23 protein-coding genes and 1 tRNA gene are annotated in these 22,862 nt (G+C 35.0%); 8 read left to right on the top strand and 16 right to left on the bottom strand.

The features are described from left to right. Window positions 1-8 precede the first annotated feature (8 nt). From HJ01_RS05535 to HJ01_RS05520, 4 genes are all read left to right on the top strand, one after another. Window positions 9-353, top strand: coding sequence for a HopJ type III effector protein (locus HJ01_RS05535; protein ID WP_007137336.1), 345 nt, complete (start codon window positions 9-11; stop codon window positions 351-353). A gap of 41 nt (window positions 354-394) precedes the next feature. After that, complete coding sequence (recJ, locus tag HJ01_RS05530; protein ID WP_007137335.1) at window positions 395-2,083, top strand: single-stranded-DNA-specific exonuclease RecJ; 1,689 nt, start codon at window positions 395-397, stop codon at window positions 2,081-2,083. A 13-nt stretch (window positions 2,084-2,096) separates the two neighbouring features. Beyond that, on the top strand, window positions 2,097-3,365 hold the full coding sequence (locus tag HJ01_RS05525; RefSeq protein WP_007137334.1) for an MFS transporter: 1,269 nt from the start codon (window positions 2,097-2,099) through the stop codon (window positions 3,363-3,365). Window positions 3,366-3,431: 66 nt separating this feature from the next. Then, a complete protein-coding gene (locus tag HJ01_RS05520) occupies window positions 3,432-3,788 on the top strand; it encodes a hypothetical protein (RefSeq protein WP_007137333.1) in 357 nt (118 codons plus the stop codon). Here HJ01_RS05520 and HJ01_RS05515 read toward each other — a convergent pair. From HJ01_RS05515 to HJ01_RS05505, 3 genes are all read right to left on the bottom strand, one after another. Further along, window positions 3,785-4,543, bottom strand: a complete 759-nt coding sequence (locus HJ01_RS05515) for a UDP-2,3-diacylglucosamine diphosphatase (RefSeq protein ID WP_007137332.1) — start codon at window positions 4,541-4,543, stop codon at window positions 3,785-3,787. The two genes, HJ01_RS05520 and HJ01_RS05515, sit on opposite strands and share 4 nt — an antisense overlap. A 24-nt stretch (window positions 4,544-4,567) precedes the next feature. Further along, window positions 4,568-5,020, bottom strand: a complete 453-nt coding sequence (locus HJ01_RS05510; protein WP_007137331.1) for a 6-pyruvoyl trahydropterin synthase family protein — start codon at window positions 5,018-5,020, stop codon at window positions 4,568-4,570. A 210-nt stretch (window positions 5,021-5,230) separates the two neighbouring features. Then, on the bottom strand, window positions 5,231-5,998 hold the full coding sequence (locus tag HJ01_RS05505; protein WP_007137330.1) for an enoyl-CoA hydratase/isomerase family protein: 768 nt from the start codon (window positions 5,996-5,998) through the stop codon (window positions 5,231-5,233). 114 nt (window positions 5,999-6,112) lie between these two features. Between HJ01_RS05505 and HJ01_RS05500 the strand changes: the two genes are divergently transcribed. Then, a tRNA-Ala gene (locus tag HJ01_RS05500) sits at window positions 6,113-6,186 on the top strand. 60 nt (window positions 6,187-6,246) lie between these two features. On the opposite strand, the gene HJ01_RS05495 is transcribed toward HJ01_RS05500, so the two are convergent. From HJ01_RS05495 to HJ01_RS05485, 3 genes are read right to left on the bottom strand one after another with little or no spacing between them, the layout of a single operon-like run. Next, window positions 6,247-7,182 (bottom strand): lipid A deacylase LpxR family protein, encoded by a 936-nt coding sequence (locus tag HJ01_RS05495; protein ID WP_007137329.1) that lies wholly within the window; start codon window positions 7,180-7,182, stop codon window positions 6,247-6,249. After that, window positions 7,183-7,926 (bottom strand): monofunctional biosynthetic peptidoglycan transglycosylase, encoded by a 744-nt coding sequence (gene mtgA / locus HJ01_RS05490; protein WP_007137328.1) that lies wholly within the window; start codon window positions 7,924-7,926, stop codon window positions 7,183-7,185. Next, window positions 7,926-9,038, bottom strand: a complete 1,113-nt coding sequence (locus HJ01_RS05485; RefSeq protein ID WP_007137327.1) for an NAD(P)/FAD-dependent oxidoreductase — start codon at window positions 9,036-9,038, stop codon at window positions 7,926-7,928. Before HJ01_RS05485 ends, mtgA begins: the two co-directional genes overlap by 1 nt. Before the next feature lie 155 nt (window positions 9,039-9,193). Between HJ01_RS05485 and HJ01_RS05480 the strand changes: the two genes are divergently transcribed. From HJ01_RS05480 to HJ01_RS05470, 3 genes are all read left to right on the top strand, one after another. Continuing rightward, window positions 9,194-11,095: a S9 family peptidase gene (locus tag HJ01_RS05480; RefSeq protein WP_007137326.1), complete on the top strand. Its 1,902-nt coding sequence runs from the start codon at window positions 9,194-9,196 to the stop codon at window positions 11,093-11,095. Between the two features lie 78 nt (window positions 11,096-11,173). Continuing rightward, window positions 11,174-12,370 (top strand): aminopeptidase C, encoded by a 1,197-nt coding sequence (locus HJ01_RS05475; RefSeq protein ID WP_007137325.1) that lies wholly within the window; start codon window positions 11,174-11,176, stop codon window positions 12,368-12,370. A gap of 183 nt (window positions 12,371-12,553) precedes the next feature. Continuing rightward, complete coding sequence (locus HJ01_RS05470; protein WP_007137324.1) at window positions 12,554-14,974, top strand: ATP-binding protein; 2,421 nt, start codon at window positions 12,554-12,556, stop codon at window positions 14,972-14,974. Here HJ01_RS05470 and HJ01_RS05465 read toward each other — a convergent pair. From HJ01_RS05465 to pdxA, 10 genes are all read right to left on the bottom strand, one after another. Continuing rightward, window positions 14,967-16,295 (bottom strand): sigma-54-dependent transcriptional regulator, encoded by a 1,329-nt coding sequence (locus tag HJ01_RS05465; RefSeq protein WP_007137323.1) that lies wholly within the window; start codon window positions 16,293-16,295, stop codon window positions 14,967-14,969. The two genes, HJ01_RS05470 and HJ01_RS05465, sit on opposite strands and share 8 nt — an antisense overlap. A gap of 277 nt (window positions 16,296-16,572) precedes the next feature. Further along, a complete protein-coding gene (locus tag HJ01_RS05460) occupies window positions 16,573-16,872 on the bottom strand; it encodes a hypothetical protein (protein ID WP_007137322.1) in 300 nt (99 codons plus the stop codon). A 44-nt stretch (window positions 16,873-16,916) separates the two neighbouring features. Then, window positions 16,917-17,213, bottom strand: a complete 297-nt coding sequence (locus HJ01_RS05455; protein WP_007137321.1) for a hypothetical protein — start codon at window positions 17,211-17,213, stop codon at window positions 16,917-16,919. Window positions 17,214-17,252: 39 nt separating this feature from the next. After that, entirely contained in the window at window positions 17,253-17,549 is a 297-nt protein-coding gene (locus HJ01_RS05450; protein WP_007137320.1) for a hypothetical protein, read from the bottom strand. A gap of 260 nt (window positions 17,550-17,809) precedes the next feature. Next, window positions 17,810-19,156, bottom strand: a complete 1,347-nt coding sequence (gene accC / locus HJ01_RS05445) for an acetyl-CoA carboxylase biotin carboxylase subunit (protein WP_007137319.1) — start codon at window positions 19,154-19,156, stop codon at window positions 17,810-17,812. A gap of 89 nt (window positions 19,157-19,245) precedes the next feature. Next, complete coding sequence (gene accB, locus HJ01_RS05440; RefSeq protein WP_007137318.1) at window positions 19,246-19,722, bottom strand: acetyl-CoA carboxylase biotin carboxyl carrier protein; 477 nt, start codon at window positions 19,720-19,722, stop codon at window positions 19,246-19,248. 23 nt (window positions 19,723-19,745) lie between these two features. Next, on the bottom strand, window positions 19,746-20,744 hold the full coding sequence (locus HJ01_RS05435; protein ID WP_007137317.1) for a beta-ketoacyl-ACP synthase III: 999 nt from the start codon (window positions 20,742-20,744) through the stop codon (window positions 19,746-19,748). 176 nt (window positions 20,745-20,920) lie between these two features. Next, complete coding sequence (gene rpmF, locus HJ01_RS05430; protein ID WP_007137315.1) at window positions 20,921-21,115, bottom strand: 50S ribosomal protein L32; 195 nt, start codon at window positions 21,113-21,115, stop codon at window positions 20,921-20,923. Between the two features lie 9 nt (window positions 21,116-21,124). Further along, window positions 21,125-21,676, bottom strand: a complete 552-nt coding sequence (locus HJ01_RS05425) for a YceD family protein (RefSeq protein WP_007137314.1) — start codon at window positions 21,674-21,676, stop codon at window positions 21,125-21,127. An 87-nt stretch (window positions 21,677-21,763) separates the two neighbouring features. Then, on the bottom strand, window positions 21,764-22,810 hold the full coding sequence (gene pdxA / locus HJ01_RS05420) for a 4-hydroxythreonine-4-phosphate dehydrogenase PdxA (protein ID WP_007137313.1): 1,047 nt from the start codon (window positions 22,808-22,810) through the stop codon (window positions 21,764-21,766). Between the last annotated feature and the right edge of the window lie 52 nt (window positions 22,811-22,862).

Genomic DNA, 22,862 nt, shown 5'->3' with positions numbered 1-22,862 from the left:
TTAACACTATGACTTTACCCTCTTTTTTATCCAAATTAAAAAACACTCCAGAAGAAATAACATTCCCGGAAACAATAGCTGTAATTGAGGAAAATTACCACTTTACTCCTACTACTTTTCAAAACGGAAATCAACAAAATACAGCTGGCGAAAATTCTGGCTCTTGCAAATTGTTTGCTTTTGCCAAATTGCAAAACTTATCACAAGAAGAAACACTAGCCTGTTTTGGCGAGTATTATTTTGAAGACGTTTTAAAAAATCCAAAAGGCAATGACCATCAAAATATTCGCAATTTCATGACAACCGGATGGGACGGAATTCAGTTTAAAGTCGAAGCATTAGATTTGAAATAAAACACAAAAAACTTTAAACCTGGAACTTTAAACAAAAGACAATGCGTTGGACCCTTAAACCAAAACCACTAGAGGACAAAATAAAAAACCTAGCGCGAGCTTTGAATGTGGAAGATTTTGTAGCCACTTTATTGGTTCAACGAGGCATTGAAACTTTTGATGATGCCAAGAATTTTTTTCGCCCTACATTAGATCATTTGCATGATCCATTCTTAATGAAAGACATGGATAAAGCGGTAGCCCGAATTGAATTTGCGATTGCAAACCAGGAGAACATTCTTGTTTTTGGCGATTATGATGTAGATGGTACAACAGCAGTTTCGCTTGTTTCTTCTTATCTAAAGACCTACTATCCAAATATTGCTACTTATATTCCAGATCGTTATCTTGAAGGATACGGAATCTCCTTTAAAGGGATTGACTTTGCAGATGACAATGGTTTTACGCTGATCATTGCATTGGATTGCGGAATAAAATCAATTGATCATGTCGCTTACGCAAAAGAACGAAACATCGACTTCATCATTTGCGACCACCACAGACCAGGGGAATTTTTACCTGAAGCCGTAGCTGTTCTCGACCCAAAAAGAAACGATTGTTCCTATCCATATGATGAATTGTGCGGTTGTGGTGTTGGTTTTAAATTAATACAGGCTTTAGGAAGCAAAAGAAATCAAACCATTGATGATTTTATCCCATACTTAGACCTCGTCGCTACCGCAATTGCGGCAGATATTGTCCCAATGACTGGTGAAAATCGGGTCCTTGCTTATTTTGGCTTGCAGGTCATCAATGGCGATCCTAGACCAGGAATTAAAGCTTTGATTCACCAGATAAAAAAACAAAGCTTAGATATTACCGATGTCGTTTTTATCATTGCTCCGCGTATCAACGCAGCTGGGCGCATCAAACACGGCAATCATGCGGTGGAGTTATTAACCGAATTTAATTTTGAACAGGCACAACAATTTGCCTCAGAAATTGAACAATACAATTCTGACCGTAAAGAACTAGATAAACAAATCACCAAGGAAGGTTTATTGCAAATTGAAAATAATGGCGAGAAAGACCGATTCACTACTGTTTTATATCAGGAAGACTGGCACAAAGGGGTTATCGGGATTGTAGCTTCTCGATTGATTGAAACCTACTATCGCCCTACTCTTGTTTTTACAAAAAGTGGTGATAAATACGCCGCTTCAGCACGATCAGTCAAAGGTTTTGATGTCTATAATGCACTAGAAGCCTGTTCTCAACATTTAGAACAATTTGGCGGACATATGTATGCCGCAGGAATGACATTAAAGGAAGAAAACTACTCGACTTTCAAGGAAGCATTCGAGAAACAAGTTCAGCAAACAATCCATCCCGATATGTTAATTCCAGAAATCGAGATTGATGCCGAAATAGACTTTACAGATATTACTCCCAAACTCACCCGTATTTTAAAACAATTTGAACCTTTTGGCCCTCAAAACATGACGCCAGTATTTTTGACAAAAAATGTAAAAGACACAGGCTATGCAAAGAAAATGGGTGCCGAAGACGAACATTTGAAACTGTTTGTAAAACAAAATAATTCTGAAGGAATTCCAGCAATAGGGTTTGGATTGGGAGACAAGATGGATTTAACCACGCATCAAAAACCATTTGAAGCCGTTTATTGCATTGACGAAAATGAATGGAATGGAAAAATATCCATCCAATTGAGATTAAAAAGTATTAGATAATTAGATTGAAAAAATGACAAAGAAAGATCCATACGCAGCTTTACGATACAAAGAATTTAATACTTTTTTATTGCTGCGTTTTGCTATGGTTTTTGCCTGGTCGATGCAGTTTATCGTGATCGAATGGCAGGTGTACAGTATAACCAAAGACCCACTTTCACTAGGACTTATTGGCTTAATGGAAGTAATTCCAGCAGTATCTATGGCTTTGTTTGCCGGACACATTGTCGACCAGAAAGAGAAGAAAGGACTGCTGTTGAAATGCATCTTGGCTTTTTCGGTGATTAGTTTTGGGCTTTTCCTATTGACTTGGCCTGCGGTCGTACAAGATTACGCGACAAAAACAATTTTGTACTCTATTTATTTCTTGGTTTTTTTAGGAGGATTAGTGCGAGCTTTTCTAGGCCCAACTATTTTTTCTTTTTTATCGCTATTGGTTCCAAAAAAAGTATATCCCAATGCGGCTACTTGGAGCAGTTCCGTTTGGCAAATAGCTTCAGTGGCGGGGCCAGCCGTGGCTGGCTTTTCGATTACTTTAATTGGCGTACACTGGTCTATGTGTTCAGTCTTTGGCTGTTCCCTTTTTGCAATGCTGGCTTTATCGCAAATTGAAAAAAAACCTATTATGAATCCAAAAATAGGGGAACCGGTGATGCAAAGCCTATCTGAAGGAATAAAATTCGTGTTCAATAATAAGACCGTTTTAGGGGCCATAACACTAGATATGGTGGCTGTGCTTTTTGGAGGAGCGGTGGCACTGTTACCTATTTTTGCGCAGGACATTTTAAAAGTAGGTCCAGAAGGATTTGGCTTCTTGAGAGCTGCCCCAGCAGTTGGTGCTTTTATAACTATGCTCATTACAGCTTATGTTCCTTTGAGCAAGAATGCAGGAATGAAATTATTGTCGGCCATTTTTGCTTTTGGAATCTGTATTATTGTATTTGGACTTTCCACTATTTTTTGGGTATCGCTTTTAGCCTTGTTTCTAAGCGGTGTTTTTGATGGGATTTCGGTAGTGATACGTCAAACCATTTTACAACTTAAAACGCCAGACCACATGCGAGGCAGAGTCTCGGCAGTAAACTCAATGTTTGTGGGCTCCTCTAATGAGTTGGGAGCTTTTGAAAGCGGGCTTACGGCAAAACTAATGGGAACGGTAACGGCAGTGGTCTTTGGAGGAAGCATGACGCTCTTCGTGGTATTAACAACCGGGATAATCTCCCCTACATTCAGAAAATTAGACCTGACGAAAGATTTAGAAGAACATGAGAATCAGGAGTAAATTATAATTGTTTTTTATTTAGAATAAATCTAAATAATTGCTATATTTGTTTCAAATGAATGAATTATGCAAGAAATGAAACAGATTTATTATAACGAATCAGGCACTTCTTTCTTTTGGAGAAAAGAGAATGAGATATTAACGGATAAGATACAACTGATTTTTAGAGAAACAGGATTTTATTTCAGCCGACACGAATTAAAACTATTCCAATGTTGTATTGAAGAAAGTTATATTCTAAATAATTGTTGTGATGACTGTGAACTCAAAAGTAATTGTCACAAATTTTTACTAAAAACACCTTGTTCCCAAATTGATTTGGCTGTTTCTATGGACGAATTAAACTCGGTAAAAGACCTAGTAGAAGGTACTTTGTTTAAAATTAACCTAAATGATTATTTATACGGCGAGGGAATGAATTAATTCTCGTACTTTTTTAATTCAAAAGTTTCCCCATCAAAAACACCGTAGGTAAAATACGTAATCCAGTCACCGAGATTCACATATTCAGAGTTTTCACCTACTGTGACTTTCATAGGCAAATGGCGATGTCCAAAAACAAGGTAATTATAGTGTTTAGTTTCTAGTTTTCTTTTGGAATACAAAATCAACCATTCGTTGTCTTCCCCCAAAAAAGTAACGTCTTCATCACCCGAAATCAATTTATTTTTTACTGAAAGATATTGTGCCAGCCCCACTCCAATATCGGGATGAAGCCATCTAAAAAGCCATTTCGAGAATGGATTAGTAAACACCTTTTTCATTCGTTTGTAACCCATATCTCCGGGACCCTTGCCGTCCCCGTGACCTACTAAGAATGTTTTATCGCCAAAAGTATATTCCTGGTTGTCATAAAATACGGGAATGTTTAATTCTTTCTGGAAATAATCTTCCATCCATAAATCATGGTTTCCTACGAAAAAGTAAATTGGAATTCCGCTATCCCGAATTTCGGCCAGTTTACCTAAAACACGTACAAAGCCTTTGGGAACAACAGTTTTATATTCAAACCAAAAGTCGAATAAATCACCCACTAAAAAAATAGCTTTGGCATCTACTTTTACTTCATCAAGCCAAGCCACAAATCGTTTTTCTCTTGGAAAACTCAATTCGGCTGTTGGCGCTCCAAAATGTTGATCAGAAGCGAAATAGACTTTTTTATTATTAGGTAATTGCATGAAGCTAAAGTATGGGTTTTGAATTTACAAATTGTCGCTGGCGTACCATTCGGCAAAAGAAGATTCAGTTTCTTGTAGTTTTAAAGAGAATAACTTTATTCCATCTGGTAGTCTTGCGATAATTCGTTGCGAAAAATCAACTACCATATTCTCACTTGTGGGCTGGTAATCTACCAAGATTACGTGATGACCGCGACTTATTAATTCTTTCGCCAACTCAACATGCGGTGTCGTTTCGTTAAAAACAGTTGCATGATCAAATTGATCTACAATTTCTTCTTTTACGATTTTTTTTAAGTCTGTAAAATCGATAACCATTCCAAATTTAACATCATTTCGGTTTACGATAGGGCTTCCAATAACGGTTACTGACAATTTATAACTATGTCCGTGAACATTTTTACATTTCCCATCATAACCATATAAGGCGTGACCGGTTTCGAAACTAAATTTTTTTGTAATTCTGATATTGCTCATCGAGATATAATTTTGTGTGCAAATTTAGTAAATTGACATGAGAAATGAATTGGAAATATATTGTTTCCTGCCGATACTGATTTTTAGCCCTGATAGCAGCGGCATCTCCCGATAAGAAAAACAAGGCTTTTTAGCCGTAGTTTTTCTACATCGGGAATATAGCGGATAGCAGGATTAGCTCCCAAATAAAAATAGAATAAATACTAATAACTATGTTTTAAATTGTGACAAGGCATTTTTACAAAAATCAGAAAGCACTAATTGCCCCGACACGGCGGCCCTTTCCAGTAAAAGACTGTCCCAATGATCCGTTCCTTCCCACATTACACTTTTCATTTCGTCAAGGGCTTGCGGGTTATAGGATGCCAGTTTATTTATGAAATGTTCCAAATCAATATCCATTTCTACTTGGTCTTGCAGTACTTTGGCATAAAGTCCTTTTTGCTGGGCCCAATCAGTATCTTTCCATTCGTGGGCAGCCAACGTCATTTCAGACATAGCGCTTTTTCCGATTTTACGGCTCACCGCAGGCTCAATCACAAACGGCCCAATCCCTATGGCTAATTCTGAAAGTTTTATGAAACTATTAACCGTTGCAAATGCATAGTCGCAGGCAGCGGCAATACCTACTCCACCTCCAACAGCTTTCCCGTGGATGCGCCCCACAATTATTTTTGAACACTTGCGCATGGCATTAATCAAATTAGCAAAACCAGAGAAGAAAACAGTCCCTTCTTCTTGGCTAGACACGGCCAAAAGCTCATCAAAAGAAGCCCCTGCACAAAAAGCTCCTGTACCTACACTTCGCAAAACAATTAATGAAACTTCCTGATTACCACTTAACGCATTAATTTCAGATGTCAAGGAATCTAATAAATGACGTGGAAATGAATTACTGGCAGGATGCCCGAATTCAACAGTCGCAATTTTATTATTGATTGTTGTGCTGAGTGAACCATTTGGGTCTTGTGCTGCCATTTTAGTAGTTTTTATGTAAAGTTAAAAATATTAATAGGAAACGGTACATTTTTACTAAATTTGAAAATTGTTTTTCAAAACATCTGTTTTTTACACTATATTTGCAAAACTTCTGGGGGATTAGCTCATTTGGCTAGAGTGCTTGCCTGGCAGGCAAGAGGTGATCGGTTCGAATCCGATATTCTCCACAGAATAAAACCGTCAATCCTTTTAATTAAGTGTTGACGGTTTTTTTGTTTAGTAGTACTCTACTTTAGCAAATACGAAACTCCTATTGAGCCATAAAAATAACCTGAAATGGTCTTGCTGTATAACTCTTTTCCTCTATAGACAAAGACATACGATAAGTTGAAATCGTTTTTTCGGTATTTAAAACCCGCTTCTCCATTGAATCGAAACGGAACCAATTCAAAAGTTACCTGACTATTATTATTGAAGAGACTACCTTGAATTGTTGTATCATACAACTGATAGTTGATACTCGGCGCGATATAAAAATAAAATTCACTTTCAGCACTCGCTATGGAAGCCCCATGTAGGTTAGAATTAAAAACTGGCACTAATTTTTTAAATCCGAGTCTTGCCATGAAACCAGTTGAAACTCCTGTAAATATCGTTCCTAAATTAGCTTCAGATTGAAAATGAAAATCGACTGATTTACTATCAGATTTTAGAAATAATTTTTTTGAAAACAAAAAATGTGTTTGTATTGCAAGTGCGTTTTCAATCTGGTATTCCCAACCGTTAACAGCTTTATACCCAATTAAATTATGAAAATTTTTTTGCACTTCTTTACCAAATGAATTGGGACCAACATATCCTAATTGTAAATCGGCTTTAAACACAGACTCGTTCTTGTAAAATATATTTTTTCCAATCTCACCAAAAAGATACCCTGCAAAGGGACGATCTACGATTTCTATTTTGTCAGAATCTAAGAATCTAGGCGTATAAATGTATTGACCTAATCTAAATTCTATACTTTTTTTTTGAATTTCTGGTTTGTTATTTTTAAGTAAATGACGGTAAAAAAATTCTAGTCCGTTAGTGTAGTACATGTCGTTTTTAGACGAAGTGTACAAATCATTATCAGTAATGGCACCTATTTCTGTAGTCTTCCCTTGTCCGAAAGTAAAAACTGACGCCATAATGGCAAGAACAAAAAGAACTTTATGACCTAACATCTAGTATTCTATTTTCCCAACAGTACGCATAACACGCATTATTTTTGTTTTTCGATTATTGATATAGGAAGAGGAGCTAGTTGCTGTAAATTTTCTAGGATTAGGCAAAATTGCAGCAATTCCGGCCGCTTGAAGTGGAGTAAGCTTGGCTGCATCTTTTCGATACCAATGTTCTGCAGCTGCTTGCGCTCCATATACTCCATCACCCATTTCGATGCTATTTAGATACACTTCCATTATGCGTTCTTTCCCCCAAATAAATTCTATAAGAACCGTAAAATAAGCTTCTAAGCCTTTTCTCAGATAGCTGCGCCCTTGCCAAAGAAATACATTTTTAGCCGTTTGTTGCGAAATAGTACTTCCTCCTTTTATTTTTCGGCCTCGCTCATTGTTTTTATATGCTTTTTGCATCGCTGTAAAGTCAAAACCATTGTGCTTCAGAAAAGTTCCGTCTTCACTTGCTATCACTGCTTTTTGCAAATTAACTGATATGTTTTCCAGAGGCTCCCAGTCATGACTGCATATCATTTCTTTGCCAGCAGTTTTATTTTCGATGGATCGAATGGCCATTAAAGGAGTAAACGGTACCGGTACAAATTTAAAAAGCAGTACAAAAAAAACAGATATACCGATAAACCATAAAAACCCTTTAAACAAAAGGCTGCTTAATTTTTGCATAAAGCCACTTGATTCCTTTTTTATTGGCTTTCTTGCTGCTTTTTTCTTTGTGATTCTTGTTGCCATTATATTAAATCTGCTAATTCTGTTCCTATTAAACTTCCTATTGCTACTCCCATTCCACCCAATCTCACTCCGCAATACACATTTTCAGACAATTGAGAAACGATAGGGTTCTTACTATTTCCTATTCCCATTATACCGCTCCAACGGTGTGCTATCTTGAATTCTTGATTAGGTAAAATTACTTCTTTTAGTAACTGTTCCAATTTATTCTGCACAATTTCTGTTTGTGCAAACTCTGTAGTGGTTTCAGCATCAAAATCTAAATTCCTTCCTCCCCCTAACAGAATTCGATCACCTATATTTCTAAAATAATAATACCCCCTATCCAAGTGAAAAGTTCCTTTAATATCTAAATTTTTAATTGGTTCCGTAACTAAAACTTGTGCTCTTGCAGGTTTAACTGCTCCATTTGTTAATTCATTGGCAAAACCATTGGTCGCAAATAATATTTTCTTTGTGATGAAACTAAAATCATCCAGCATAACTTCAACTTCATTTTCTTTATCTAAAAAAGAAACCACCGTTTGCCGATTAAGTATCAATATATTTTCAGAAATAGCCTCTCTCAATAAAGCCTGCATCATATTACCTGTATCGATTTGCGATTCAAAAGGATTAAAAACCAAATGTTCCCGAATTCCATTAAAACCAAAACGATCGATTTCTTTGGCGAATACGTCAGCTCTAAAAAGAGGTTTCAATATTTCATTTATGAACGGTAATTTATTCATGCACTCATCATAACAACTCTCATCTTCTTTTAAAAACAATTCATAACCTCCGAAAGGTTTAAAATCTATTCTTTCATCACCAAGTCTTTTTCGCAACAATTGTAATCCCTTCCAGCGCTTTTGAACAAGGCTAAAAACCTCTTCTTCTGAATGGGATTTTAAATCATCAATTATTTCCGAGATACTTCCGAAGCAAGCAAAACCAGCATTCTTCGTACTAGCTCCATGAGGCAACAGTCCTTTCTCAAGAACTAAAATTTTACTGTCTGGGAATCTTTCGCGCAAGCGCAATGCAGCATGTAAACCTACAATTCCGCTACCTACAACAGTATAATCTACATTTGTAAACCAGTTTTTTAATTCCCAATAGCTAAGTTCCATCTTCAAATTTTTTATAAAAATAATATTTTTAGCGAACTTAAGGGATGCTTCTGGCAGTTTTAAACAAAATAACATTCAGAAAGAGTTAACATAAACCTGATTCCCATTTTAGAATAAAAGTGTACTTTTAGAATTCCAAATTAATTTAATTACCTATGAAAAAAATACTCCTTACAACCCTAACTATGATGAGTTTAAGCGCAATTGGTCAAAATGTAATGTCAGCAGAAACTCTTTGGGAATTAGGAAGAGTAACCCCTTTAGGAATTTCTAAAGATGCAAAAAATATAGTTTACAAAGTAACTATCCCTTCAGTTGAAGAAAACAAATCAAATTCAAAATATTATTTCATGCCAGTTAACGGAGGCGTTCCGACTGAAGTCAAAGAGTACAAGGATTTAGTGAAAGACAAAAACATCTCTCCAGACGGGAAGTACATTGTGTATAACGAAGAGGCTAAGATTAATAATGTGCTTGGAAAAGACTTTTATCCTAAATTAGAGAAATCAGAAGTGCAAATCTACGATGGCTTAGACTATCGCCATTGGGATACTTGGAATGAAGGCAAATTTAACCACGTTTTTTATAAAGAAAATACAGAAGGATCTGTTGGAGTTGATATCCTTGGCGGAGCGGCTTTTGACAGCCCACAAAAACCTTTCGGTGGTGACGAAGATTACATTTGGTCACCAGACAGCAAACATATTTTATATGTAAGCAAGAAAAAAGAAGGTACTCAATATGCTATTTCAACCAATACAAATATTTACGAATATAATCTGGAAACAGGGAAAACGATAAATAGAACCGAAGACAATTTGGGATATGATGTATCTCCAAAATTCTCTCCTTCAGGTAATCTAACTTGGCTACAAATGCAGCGAGATGGTTATGAAGCTGATAAAAACGACATCATCGTCGATTTTAAAGGAATCAAAATGAACTTAACTGCTAACTGGGACGGAACTGTCGATAGTTTTACCTGGAGTAAAGACGGCAAAAAAGTCTATTTTATTGCTGCAATTGATGGAACCAAACAAATATTTGAAGTTAATTTTCCAGGTTTAACCAAAATCGCAATTCATGTTCAACAAATTACTGATGGTGATTTTGACGTAAACGAAATTATTGGCTTTTCCGGAAACAATATTATCACAACTAGAGCCGATATGAATCATGCTTCCGAGATATTTTCGTTTGACATGCAGAAAAAAAGTTGGAAACAATTGTCAAATGTCAATACAGCAACCTACGATTCTTTGGCGTTAAGCAAAACCGAAAGAAGATATGTTACCACAACCGATGGAAAGAAAATGTTGGTTTGGGTTATTCTTCCACCAAATTTTGATGCTACAAAAAAATATCCAACCCTTTTATATTGCCAAGGTGGACCACAAAGCGCGTTGACACAGTTTTACTCTTTCCGTTGGAATTTCCAATTAATGGCCGCAAACGGATACATCGTCGTAGCGCCAAATCGTCGTGGAATGCCAGGACACGGAGTGGAATGGAATGAGCAAATTAGTAAAGATTGGGGCGGTCAGGTAATGGACGATTATTTATCAGCGATTGATGACGTTGCCAAAGAAAGTTATGTAGACAAAGAACGTCTAGGTTGTGTCGGGGCAAGTTATGGTGGTTATTCAGTATTTTATTTAGCGGGCATACACAGCAACCGATTCAAAACTTTCATTGCACATGATGGCGTGTTTAATACACAAAGTATGTTTGGAACCACTGAAGAGGTTTTCTTCAGCAATTGGGATTTTGGAGGTGCGTATTGGGAGAAAGACAACGCTGTTGCTCAAAAAACCTACACCACATTTAATCCTGCCACTTTAGTTGAAAAATGGGATACTCCAATATTAATCTATCAAGGAGGTAAAGACTTCCGTGTACCAATCGGACAAGGGCAAGAGGCATTTCAAGCGGCACAATTACGTGGAATAAAAAGTAGGTTCGTTTACTTTCCTGAAGAAAACCATTGGGTTCTAAAACCTCAAAATGCACAAGTTTGGCAAAAAGAATTTTTCAAATGGTTGAAAGAAACCCTGTAAGAAAAAAGTTAAAATTGGTTTTAAATGTAACTTTTTAATCAAAAAACAAACCTATAATAAAACTTAAATAAAACAATTATGTATCCCTTAAAAATCAGAAACCTTTTCCTTGCCTCTACAATTATATTGGCTATGGGTACCGTTTCGGCACAAGATGGATTAGTAAATTCATTAAAAATCAATGCTAGTGAAAAAAGTGTTGAAAGCTTTAAATTTACCGATGTAATTAATCTTGCAAATACTTCCATAAAAAACCAAGGTTCATCAGGAACTTGTTGGAGTTATTCTACCAATTCCTATTTAGAATCTGAAATGATACGATTAGGCAAACAGCCGGTAGAAATATCTCAGGTATTTTCGGCCCGTAATGCCTATGTGGAAAAAGGTAAGAATTATGTTCGCATGCATGGTGCTGTTACTCTTGGAGACGGAGGAGAATTACATGATGTAATCAATATGTACAAAAAGTACGGAGCAGTCCCTCAGGAAGTATATAGTGGCTTAAATTACGGCACTACTAAAAACAAGTTTGCAGAAATGTCAGGAATCACAGAAGCATTATTAGCCGCAGTGGTAAAAAATCCAAATGGAGAACTGACCCCAAATTGGGAAAAAGCCTATGCAGCAGTCATTGATTCCTACCTTGGTGAAGTTCCAAAAAACTTTAGCTATAAAGGAAAAAGCTACACACCACAGTCTTTTGCAAAAGAAATCGTAGGAATTAATCCTGATGAATACGTTGAATTTGCTTCTTATTCTACTGAGCCTTATTATAAAAAAACAATGATGATGGTTCCAGATAACTGGTCTTTTGATTTGGTTTATAATATAAAAATGAATGAAATTACATCAATCATTGACAATGCATTAAAAAATGGATTTACAGTGGCTTGGGCATCTGATGTGAGTGAAAAAAGCTTTAGCTGGAAAAACGGTGTCGCTTATGTTCCTACAAAAAAGTATGACGATATGACAAAAGACGAAAAAGAGAATATGTTTAACGGCCCTAAAGAAGAACTGGAAATCACTGAAGAAATTCGTCAAAAAGCATTTGATAATTATCAAACGACAGATGATCATGCCATGCATATTGTTGGAATTGCTAAAGATCAACTAGGAAAAGAATACTATATAGTTAAGAATTCTTGGGGTACTACAAATGACTACAAAGGTTATTTATACGTGAGTAAGAATTTTGTGAAATATAAAACGACTTCTTTTATGGTAAACAAAGCCGGAATTCCTGCTGATATATCAGGTAAAATAGGTGTTTAATTTCACAATGCGAGTTGGACATAAAATACAAACTCCGTTTAATCCTTTACGCTTAACGAATAACCGAATGCCGCTTGTTTTAATCATTCCAACGCGAAGAGGTTAGAGGCTCAGGATATTTTTCAAATAGATAAAGGAAATAAAATAATAGTTTCTAAATCTACCCCACATTAATTCTAAAAAATGGGAAATAAGAACAGTAATATTCCTATAAAGGTTTTTATTAGTTACCTAGCCCTAGCAGCGTTAGTGATTAGTGTGGGATGGATTTTATATTCTGAAAATATTGTTTACACCAATATTGAAAAAAAAATTGCCTTTGAAAAAAGTAAAGTTTTAAAGATTAGTAAACTCTTTACAAATGTTTACAAAACCGAGAGTTTAGCACGTAAAACAATACAAACAAACTCTGAAGTTGACTTTAGGAATTATATAGTTCAGACTGACTCTTTACAGATTCGAATTGACTCCTTAAAAAATTTAGTTTCAACGGAATACCAAATAAAATTATTAGATAGCGTTAACATATTACTATCTGAAAAAAACTACAATATAAGGCTATTAAAAGCGATTAAAAATAAAGCAACAGAGGAAGCGTCTGTTAATAACGCAATCGACGAACTTACCAAATTAGAATTTTCACTTCGCAAACTTAAGCTCGGCGATTTTACTAAAAACCCACAACAATTAGGCAGCTATCAGCGTAACGTTTTGCAAAAATATGTTGACTATCTTAATCAAAACATACCTGACGATAGCACAAATACACTTACAAAAAAAGCAAGCGATTCGATATTATCAGCTTCTAAAAGGCTCCTTAGTAATGTAAAAAGAGAGACGGAAAGGAAAAAAGAATCCGTAAATATCCAAGAAAACAAACTCCTTAAAAACGAAATATTGATCTCTGATCAACTTCGCAAAGTACTCCGAATTATTGAACGCGAAATTATTGTTTACTCTGTACAAAACAACAATGAAAAGGAAAAATCACTTAAAAAAATTAATCAAATTGTAACTGCAGCTGCCATTATTGGTTTACTGCTTACTATTTTCTTTTCTATTTTGATTACTAGTGATTTTTCAAAAACTCAGTCCTATAAAAAGCAGCTAGAGATTGCTAATTTTAAAACTAAAAATTTATTGAAAAGTAGAGAGCAATTAATCTCAACAGTAAGCCATGATCTAAAAACGCCTTTAAGTACAATTATGGGCTATGCCGAACTTTTAGCTAATTCTAATTTAACAACAAAACAGTCATACTTTACAAAAAACATAAAAAACTCTTCTGAATATATATCCCGTTTAGTACAGGATTTACTAGATTTCTCCCAAATAGAAGCGGGAAAAATTGCAATTGAAAAAACAAGTTTTATACTCCCTGAAGCTATTGAAGGAATTACTAAAAACATTCAGTCGGTATTTTCTCAAAAAGAAATTTCGCTAAGTATAATTTCTGATCCTGCATTAAATCAACCCATCATTGGCGATCCATTTCGATTAAAACAAGTACTTATCAACATTATAGGGAATGCGTATAAGTTTACCGAAAAAGGTTATATTAAAATCAATACTTCAGTAAAGGAGAACAATCAGCAACTAATTATTACTATTGAAGATTCAGGAATAGGCATTGAAGAAGGCAGCAAAGAATTTGTTTTTGAAGAATTTGTGCAAGCCAACGAAAATATCGAAAAAATATATGGAGGCACTGGTTTAGGCTTATCCATTTCAAAAAAAATAATTGCTTTATTAGATGGTGAACTTCGTTTAAAAGAAAGCTCTACTGAAGGCAGTGTTTTTGAAATAACGTTGCCCTTACACTTTGACAACACTATTACAGAGAGTAAGAACGAAGAAATTACCACAATAAATAAAATTATCATAGTAGTTGACGACGACCTTAATTTATTGCAACTCACTACAGAGGTATTAAAACAAAATAACTATATAGCTATAGCTTTTAACAGTGCAAGTGAGGCATTAAAAAAAATTGGCAATAGCCATTACGATCTTATTATTACTGACATCCAAATGCCAATTATGGATGGTTTTACTTTTGCAAAAGCAGTACAAGAGATTGACAATTATGAAAATCAACCACTTGTTGCCGTAACGGGTAGAAGTGATTTAGCTTTAGATGTGTATGAAAAAGCGGGCTTTAAAACTGTCATAAAAAAGCCTTTTTTACCAAAAACACTGTTATCAACAGTAGCAGCTATATTCAATCAACAGCCGATCCCTTTTCAAGAAGAAGAGACTACTGTAAAGCAGCCTAACGAACTATTTACATTACAATCACTACAATCCTTTTTAAACAATGATCAAGAAGCCGTTAAAAATGTTTTAACTTCCTTCATCGAATCAACAAAAAGGAATGTTTTTCTTTTAGAAACTGCAATAAAGAATAGTGATTTTGATGCGATTAAGGCTACTGCTCATAGGATGGCGCCTATGTTTAAACAAATCGAAGCCAATGAAATAGCTATTGTTTTAAATAATCTTGAAACAAATAATTATACTACCGCAGCATTAGAAACTTTATTTGAAAATTTAAATCAAGAAATACATTTGCTAATAACATCTATTGAAAAAACCATCAATTAATATTGTATAATTTCAACTTATTGTACAAGGTTTTACGGGTGATTTTTAGCAACTTGGCTGCTTCTGACTTATTGTTTTGCGTTCTTGCCAATGCATTTAAAATAGTCTCTTTTTCATTTACAGATAATGAAAAATCACTTCCAGCATGTAGCTCCTTTTGAAAAAACTCTGCGGGTAAAACATTACTTTCTATAAAATCAGTTTGCGTTAATAGAGTCGCTCTTTTGACACAGTTTTGAAGTTCTCTTAGATTTCCTGGCCAAGGATATTTTTGAAAAATCATCATTACTTCTGGAGAAAATCCAATTACTTCTTTATTTAATTGCTCATTTGCTTTTTCAAGAAAAAACTCAGCAAATAACATTAAATCTTCCCCCCTCTCTGAAAGTGCAGGAGAGTGAATTGAGAATTCATTGATTCTGTGGTATAAATCTTCCCTAAAGTCACCATTTTTTACTGCTTCTCTTAAATCATCATTGGTGGCAGTCAGAATCCTAATATCCACCTTTATTTCTTTATTACTTCCTACAGGTTTTATTTTTCTTTCTTGTAAAGCTCTTAGCAACTGAATTTGATTCTCGTAAGAAAGGTTTCCTATTTCATCTAAAAATATAGTTCCACCATTAGCTGCTTCAAAATAGCCTATTTTATCAGAAATCGCTCCTGTAAATGATCCTTTCAAATGACCAAAAAACTCACTTGCAGCTAGTTCTTTAGGAATAGCGCCACAATCAACAGCTATAAAACTATTTCCCTTACGAAGACTTTGCTGATGAATACTTTTGGCTACAATTTCTTTTCCGGTACCACTTTCTCCAATAATTAAAACTGACATATCAGTTGGACTGACCAGTTTAATATGTTCCGCTAATGTAGTGGAGGCTTTTGAAATTCCTTTCACAAATTCATCCTTTGAAGTTGCTTCAGGTTGTTGTTTCTTTTCTATTGGAGCCGAAACAGCTGGAGAATGCAAAGCGTTAGTAATTACAAGTAATACTTCATCAGGATTGATTGGCTTTGAAATATAGTCCGAAGCACCATTTTTAATTGCTTTTACCGCAGTATTAACATCCGCGTATCCCGTCATTAAAATTACTGGAGTCTGAGGAAATGCTACTTTAATTTCAGCCATAAGACTAATCCCATCTTCATCAGGCAAACGTAAATCAGTTAAAACTAAATCAAAAATTTCCGCCTTCAAAGCGTTTCTAGCTTCTGCAGCAGAAAACGAAGTGGTTACAGTATAGGCATTTTTGATTAGAAATTTCTCTAATAGTTTACAAAATGAAATATCATCTTCAATTAATAAAATCTTTGGCATTATTGGGCTACATTTTACGCTAAATTAAGGTTATTAAAATTGTCTTTTCATAAAATTATGCAAAAAAAAGAGAAGTCACATAAAGTAACTTCTCTTCTCAAAAATAAACGCAATACGATATTAATACCTATAAGCAATCACCTTAGACACCTGCAAAAACAGTAGCCATCTGGTCTTTCACTGTAATTTTAATTTACACTCATTAAAGCTCACTTAAACACTAAAATGCGTGGCTTTTAAACTATTGATACAAGCACGATTTTGTTTGCTGGTATTTTTACTTTTTGACAATAGCTCCGTTTGCATCTGTAAAGATGGTAGTGCTTTGATCCGCAACTTTTACTTCAAGTTTATATTCTTTCTTTTCATTTATATACGCTTTTTCTACCACAGCTCCAGGCATAGCACTCTCAATTGAAGCTTTTACTGCAGCAGGCAGAGCGTCAACACCTATCTCTGTGTACTCATCTTGCATAACGATTTCATTTACAGAAACTACTGTTGGTGCTATTGTGTTACTTGCAAATGTTGATAAACTTCCTAAAAGAACTGCTACTGATAATACTAACTTTTTCATAATATATGTTTTTTGTTTGTTATTAAACTATTTGTTATTAATGCTTATTTTTGAATCCATTTTCCGTTTTCGTCAGCAAATAAAGATCCTTCCTTATCCCCCATCTTAACATCTAATTTATATTCTTTGGTTTCACTAACATAAGCTTTACTGATTACTGCATCTGGATAAGCAATTTTTAATGCATCTGTAACAGCAGTCGGCAATTCTTCAATTTTGATCTCTGTATACTCATCTGCAATAGTGATTACTTTTTCAACTGAATTTTGAACTGGTGCGATAGCAGCGAAAGTGGATAAACTCCCTAAAAGAACGGCTACTGATAATACTAACTTTTTCATAATGTGTGTTTTTTATTTGATATTGAATTGTTTGTTATGTTATTGTTGAATCCATTTTCCTTTTGCATCTGCGAATAAAGATCCTTCTTGATCACCCGTTTTAATATCAATACGGTACTCTTTATTTTCGTTCACAAAAGCTTTACTAATTACAGCATCTGGGTAGGCTGTTCTAAGTGCGTCTGTTACTGCTACTGGTAATTCTTCAATTTTAATTTCAGTGTATTCATCTGCAATAGTGATTACTTTGAGTACTGAATTTTGTACTGGCGCGATAGCAGCGAATGTTGATAAACTTCCTAAAAGAACGGCTACTGATAATACTAACTTTTTCATAATATGTCTGTTTTAATGATTTTGTATTGTTGTTTTTCACATTAGCTAATGAAATTATTATGCCGTGAAAATTAAAAAACCAACATTTAATGAAAAACACTGATTAACAACCGATTATTTTTTTTAGTAAGAAAAAATACAGCAAAGAAAAGTGTTTCCTGTAACAACGAAGCGTGTAATTTTTACCCAGTTTACAAAAAAAGAGCACAAAAAAAAGCCGTACATTACTGTACGGCTTATATAAATATTTGAATCAATTACTATTCAAGAGGAATCATTTTAAAAGTATCCATAAATGCTGTCGTATAATCTCCAGCTATATATCTTGGATCATCCATTAACTGTCTATGAAAAGGTATTGTTGTTTTTATTCCTTCAATAACAAATTCATCTAATGCTCTTCTCATTTTACTAATAGCCTCCTCACGAGATTGGGCAGTAGTAATAAGTTTAGCAATCATCGAATCGTAATTTGGTGGAATTGTATAACCTGAGTACACATGAGTATCTAAACGAACTCCATGTCCTCCTGGCATATGCAATGTTGTGATTTTTCCTGGTGAAGGTCTAAAATCATGGTAAGGATCTTCAGCATTGATACGACATTCGATCGCATGCAATTCAGGCATATAGTTCTTACCTGAAATAGGCACACCGGCGGCAACTAAAATTTGCTCACGAATTAAATCATAATCAATTACTTGTTCCGTAATAGGATGCTCCACCTGAATACGAGTATTCATCTCCATAAAGTAGAAATTACGGTGTTTATCAACCAAGAACTCCACTGTACCCGCACCTTCATACTTTATATACTCAGCGGCTTTAACTGCAGCATCACCCATCTTTTGACGTAATTCGTCTGTCATGAATGGCGATGGAGTTTCCTCCGTTAGTTTTTGATGACGACGTTGAACAGAACAGTCTCTCTCAGAAAGATGACAGGCTTTTCCGTAAGAATCTCCGATTACTTGAATTTCGATATGACGAGGCTCTTCAATTAGTTTTTCAAGATACATTCCGTCATTCCCAAAAGCGGCAGCTGACTCTTGACGAGCATCTTCCCAAGCTTTAAGTAAGTCTTCTTCTTTCCAAACAGCGCGCATTCCTTTTCCACCACCACCTGCAGTTGCTTTAAGCATTACAGGATAACCAAAAGATTTTGCTATTTCTTGAGTTTGCTCAAATGACTCCAAAATTCCCTCTGAACCAGGAACACATGGAACACCAGCTTCAATCATAGTTGATTTAGCAGATGCTTTATCACCCATTCGGTCAATCATTTCTGGAGAAGCTCCAATAAATTTAATTCCGTGTTCTTGACATATTTTTGAAAATTTTGAATTTTCAGAAAGAAATCCGTAGCCCGGATGTATTGCATCAGCATTTGTAATTTCTGCAGCGGCAATAATATTTGACATTTTCAAATAGGACAAGTTGCTTGGAGGCGGTCCTATGCAAACAGCTTCGTCAGCAAACCTAACATGCAAACTTTCTGCATCGGCAGTAGAGTAAACGGCCACAGTTTTAATGCCCATTTCTTTACAAGTTCGTATTATACGAAGTGCAATTTCTCCTCTATTTGCAATTAATATTTTTTTAAACATCTCTTTTTAAATTTTAAATTATGACTTTTAAATTTTAAATTATTTCAGATAAAACAAAACATCATCTGAAATGTATAATTTAAAATTAATTAAGATGGATCAACTAAGAATAAAGGTTGGTCAAATTCAACAGGAGACATATCGTCAACTAAGATTTTTACGATTTTACCAGAAACTTCAGACTCGATTTCGTTAAATAATTTCATTGCCTCAATAACACAAAGAACATCACCTTTACCAATAGTTGTCCCTACTTCTACAAACATAGCCTTATCAGGAGATGGTTTTCTATAGAAAGTTCCAATAATTGGAGATTTTATAGTAATGTATTTTGAGTCCTCAGCAGCTGCTACTGGTGCAGAAGCAACTGGTGCTACTGGTTGCGGAGCTAAAGCTTGCTGGAATGGACTTTGAGACGGCATTTGTTGAACATACGTGGTCTCTGTCGAATTTCCTTCTAATGTTGTTCTGATGGTGATTTTCACATCATCCATTTCTAATTTAACTTCTGCAACGCCCGAATTTGCTACAAATTTGATTAAGTTCTGAATTTCTTTTAAATCCATAATTATTTGTTTTTAGTTTAAATTTATTGTTTGTCGTATGCCCATTTTAAATAAATGGACCCCCATGTGAATCCACCTCCAAATGCCGCTAAGATAATAGTATCTCCTTTTTTGAACAGATGTTCAAAATCATTAAGTACTAAAGGTAAAGTTGCCGAGGTAGTATTTCCATACTTTTCTATATTCATTAAAACTTTAGAATCTTCTAAATTCATTCTATTGGCCGTAGCATCAATTATGCGCTTATTTGCCTGATGTGGAACTAACCAATCTACATCTTCATTCGTTAAATCATTTCTTTTAAGAATTAACTCACTGGCATCTGCCATGTTAGTTACAGCATATTTAAAAACTGTTTTCCCGTCTTGAACGATGTTATGTCTGTTTTCTTTTACCGTATCCAAAGACGTAGGATGAAGAGATCCACCAGCATCTATTTTTAGAAAATGACGACCGATACCGTCACTTCTCAAATATTCATCTTGTAGCCCCAAACCTTCATAATTGGGTTCAAATAGTACTGCTCCTGCTCCATCACCAAAAATGATACAAGTAGAACGATCTGTATAATCAACAATAGACGACATTTTATCAGCACCGATAAGCAGCACTTTTTTATATCTCCCTGATTGAATATAAGCAGCTGCAGTAGACATTCCATATAAAAAACTGGAACAAGCAGCTTGTAAATCATAAGCAAAAGCATTCGTCGCACCAATCTCAGTAGCAACATATACTCCTGTCGAAGCAACTGGCATATCAGGTGTAGCTGTCGCCATAATTATCATGTCAATATCTAAGGGATTGACATTTGATTTAGATAATAGGTCTTGGGCTGCTTTAATAGCTAAGAAAGACGTTCCCTTATCTTTATCTTTCAGAATTCTTCTTTCTTTAATTCCTGTTCTCGAAGTTATCCACTCATCATTGGTCTCAACCATTGTTTCTAGCACTTTGTTTGAAAGAACAAAGTCAGGAACATAAGCTCCGACAGCGGTTATTGCGGCTGTGATTGTATTCATTGTATTCGAATATTTTTTTTCAAATGTTACCGTTTGAAAAAACGTTTAAAAGTGGTGAAAATTACAAAAAAAAATCCAAACCAATTGTTTTGGAACTTCTTATTTAATGAAAATTACAAAGAACAAAAAAACTCTCACGATGTGAGAGTTCTAATATCATTTACAAAAAAAATGCATTAAGCAACAGCTACAGACTTATCTATAACAACTTGCCCTCTGTAATACATTTTCCCTTCATGCCAGTAAGCTCTGTGGTATAAATGCGCTTCACCCGTAATTGGGCAAGTAGCGATTTGTGCTACGGTAGCTTTGTAATGTGTTCTTCTTTTATCTCTTCTTGTTTTGGAGATTTTTCTCTTTGGATGCGCCATTTTACTATATTATTTATCCGTTAATAGTTTCTTTAATTTGTCCCACCGCGGGTCAATATTTTCTTCTTTATTCTCTTCTTTATTTTCTTCTGTACGTTCTTCCAGTATTAATTCATTCAGTTTCGTGAGGGCTTCCGTTTTTAAACTTCCGTCTTTTATCCCTGGATGAACACGTCTTAGAGGCACCGAAAGTACAATCATTTCATATATATACTGCGCAACGTCTATTTCAAATTCTCCATATGGCAGAATAAGTAACTCTTCGTTGTCATTATTATATACATCTCCAAAACGCACTATCAATTTCATCTCACCTTCTATCGGCAAGTCAAAATCCTCACTAGTAAGGTCACAAGGCACATTAACCGTTCCTTGTTGCTTGAAAATCAATTCCAGCATGGCACTTTTTTTCTCTAAAACTACACTTACTTTGATGTCTGAACTTTCAAATTCATCATAATCAAAGATTTCAAAGAACGCATTACTTATTTGATATTCAAAATGATGTTTTCCTAGCTTTAACCCTACAAAAGGAATTAAATATTGTTTAGTCTTATTCATTTCAACAAAATTTTGCCCCAAACTTCGGGAGTGCAAAGATATAAAATTATTACAAAACTAATAACCTTATTTATCTTTTTTTATTTACTACTGTTTTTCTTTGATTTTAAGCGGTTTCTGACTGATTTCCGCATACTGAATTCTTGACCGATATACATCCAAAGCAAGATATACCGCTTCCTTAAAGGAATTATAATCTGCTATCCCTTTTCCCGCAATGTCATAAGCGGTACCGTGATCTGGGGAAGTTCTGATTTTATTTAGACCAGCAGTGAAATTAACACCATTACCAAACGACAATGTTTTAAAAGGAATCAATCCTTGATCGTGATACGCAGCTATGACAGCATCATAATTCGCATATTGACCACTCCCAAAAAAGCCATCAGCAGCAAAAGGCCCAAAAACTAAAGTCCCTTTTTCAAATATTTTTTTAAGCACAGGCTTTAATACCGCATCATCTTCCTTACCGATCACACCGCCATCACCACAATGTGGATTTAATCCCAAGACAGCAATTTTAGGTTTATTGATACTGAAATCTTGAATTAACGACTGTCTTACGGTTTCTATTTTTTGCTTAATCAACTCCTCCGTAAGATGCGAAGCCACCTCACTAATCGGAATATGATCCGTCAACAACCCAACCCTCAAATTATCTTGAACCATCAACATCAAAGCATTGCCTTCTAATTCTTGGTTTAAATAATCAGTATGTCCCGGAAACTTAAAAGAGTCTGACTGGATATTATATTTATTTATCGGCGCCGTCACTAAGACATCTACCAACCCTTCTTTCAGTGCTTTTGTAGCCGCAACAAATGATTTTACAGCATATTCACCAACTTTATCATCATTAACCCCCAAGTTTAAATCCACGCCTTCTCTCCAAAGATTCAAAACATTAATCTTCCCTGGAAGAATTTGATCTAGTTTATCAATACCATGTAAGGCAACCGTCGAATCTAAATTCTTTTTTATAAATGACATTATTTTCACATTGGCAAAAATAACAGGCGTACATAGCTCCAACATGCGTGAATCCTCGAAAGTTTTCAGCACAACTTCGCTGCCAATACCGTTTAAATCTCCTATTGAAATTCCGACGATAATATTTTCTGCTTTTTTCATCATGACCACAAGTTATTTATTGCTAATTTTGAAGTGCAAATTTAGTAAAATAAAA

The organism is Flavobacterium frigoris PS1 (assembly GCF_000252125.1).
Classification (GTDB): Bacteria; Bacteroidota; Bacteroidia; order Flavobacteriales; family Flavobacteriaceae; genus Flavobacterium; species Flavobacterium frigoris_A.
Note: the sequence above shows the minus strand (reverse complement) of the source record. Positions and strands in the feature narration are given on the sequence as shown.

Coding starts and splice junctions, on each gene's coding strand:
- pdxA (WP_007137313.1), bottom strand. CDS start 22,810: ATGATGAAAAAAGCAGAAAATATTATCGTCGGAATTTCAATAGGAGAT.
- HJ01_RS05480 (WP_007137326.1), top strand. CDS start 9,194: ATGAAAAAAATACTCCTTACAACCCTAACTATGATGAGTTTAAGCGCA.
- accC (WP_007137319.1), bottom strand. CDS start 19,156: ATGTTTAAAAAAATATTAATTGCAAATAGAGGAGAAATTGCACTTCGT.
- HJ01_RS05510 (WP_007137331.1), bottom strand. CDS start 5,020: ATGAGCAATATCAGAATTACAAAAAAATTTAGTTTCGAAACCGGTCAC.
- HJ01_RS05450 (WP_007137320.1), bottom strand. CDS start 17,549: ATGAAAAAGTTAGTATTATCAGTAGCCGTTCTTTTAGGAAGTTTATCA.
- HJ01_RS05455 (WP_007137321.1), bottom strand. CDS start 17,213: ATGAAAAAGTTAGTATTATCAGTAGCCGTTCTTTTAGGGAGTTTATCC.
- HJ01_RS05520 (WP_007137333.1), top strand. CDS start 3,432: ATGCAAGAAATGAAACAGATTTATTATAACGAATCAGGCACTTCTTTC.
- HJ01_RS05505 (WP_007137330.1), bottom strand. CDS start 5,998: ATGGCAGCACAAGACCCAAATGGTTCACTCAGCACAACAATCAATAAT.
- recJ (WP_007137335.1), top strand. CDS start 395: ATGCGTTGGACCCTTAAACCAAAACCACTAGAGGACAAAATAAAAAAC.
- HJ01_RS05425 (WP_007137314.1), bottom strand. CDS start 21,676: ATGAATAAGACTAAACAATATTTAATTCCTTTTGTAGGGTTAAAGCTA.
- HJ01_RS05515 (WP_007137332.1), bottom strand. CDS start 4,543: ATGCAATTACCTAATAATAAAAAAGTCTATTTCGCTTCTGATCAACAT.
- HJ01_RS05535 (WP_007137336.1), top strand. CDS start 9: ATGACTTTACCCTCTTTTTTATCCAAATTAAAAAACACTCCAGAAGAA.
- HJ01_RS05435 (WP_007137317.1), bottom strand. CDS start 20,744: ATGAATACAATCACAGCCGCAATAACCGCTGTCGGAGCTTATGTTCCT.
- accB (WP_007137318.1), bottom strand. CDS start 19,722: ATGGATTTAAAAGAAATTCAGAACTTAATCAAATTTGTAGCAAATTCG.
- rpmF (WP_007137315.1), bottom strand. CDS start 21,115: ATGGCGCATCCAAAGAGAAAAATCTCCAAAACAAGAAGAGATAAAAGA.
- HJ01_RS05475 (WP_007137325.1), top strand. CDS start 11,174: ATGTATCCCTTAAAAATCAGAAACCTTTTCCTTGCCTCTACAATTATA.
- HJ01_RS05525 (WP_007137334.1), top strand. CDS start 2,097: ATGACAAAGAAAGATCCATACGCAGCTTTACGATACAAAGAATTTAAT.
- HJ01_RS05460 (WP_007137322.1), bottom strand. CDS start 16,872: ATGAAAAAGTTAGTATTATCAGTAGCAGTTCTTTTAGGAAGTTTATCA.
- HJ01_RS05470 (WP_007137324.1), top strand. CDS start 12,554: ATGGGAAATAAGAACAGTAATATTCCTATAAAGGTTTTTATTAGTTAC.
- HJ01_RS05485 (WP_007137327.1), bottom strand. CDS start 9,038: ATGGAACTTAGCTATTGGGAATTAAAAAACTGGTTTACAAATGTAGAT.
- mtgA (WP_007137328.1), bottom strand. CDS start 7,926: ATGGCAACAAGAATCACAAAGAAAAAAGCAGCAAGAAAGCCAATAAAA.
- HJ01_RS05495 (WP_007137329.1), bottom strand. CDS start 7,182: ATGTTAGGTCATAAAGTTCTTTTTGTTCTTGCCATTATGGCGTCAGTT.
- HJ01_RS05465 (WP_007137323.1), bottom strand. CDS start 16,295: ATGCCAAAGATTTTATTAATTGAAGATGATATTTCATTTTGTAAACTA.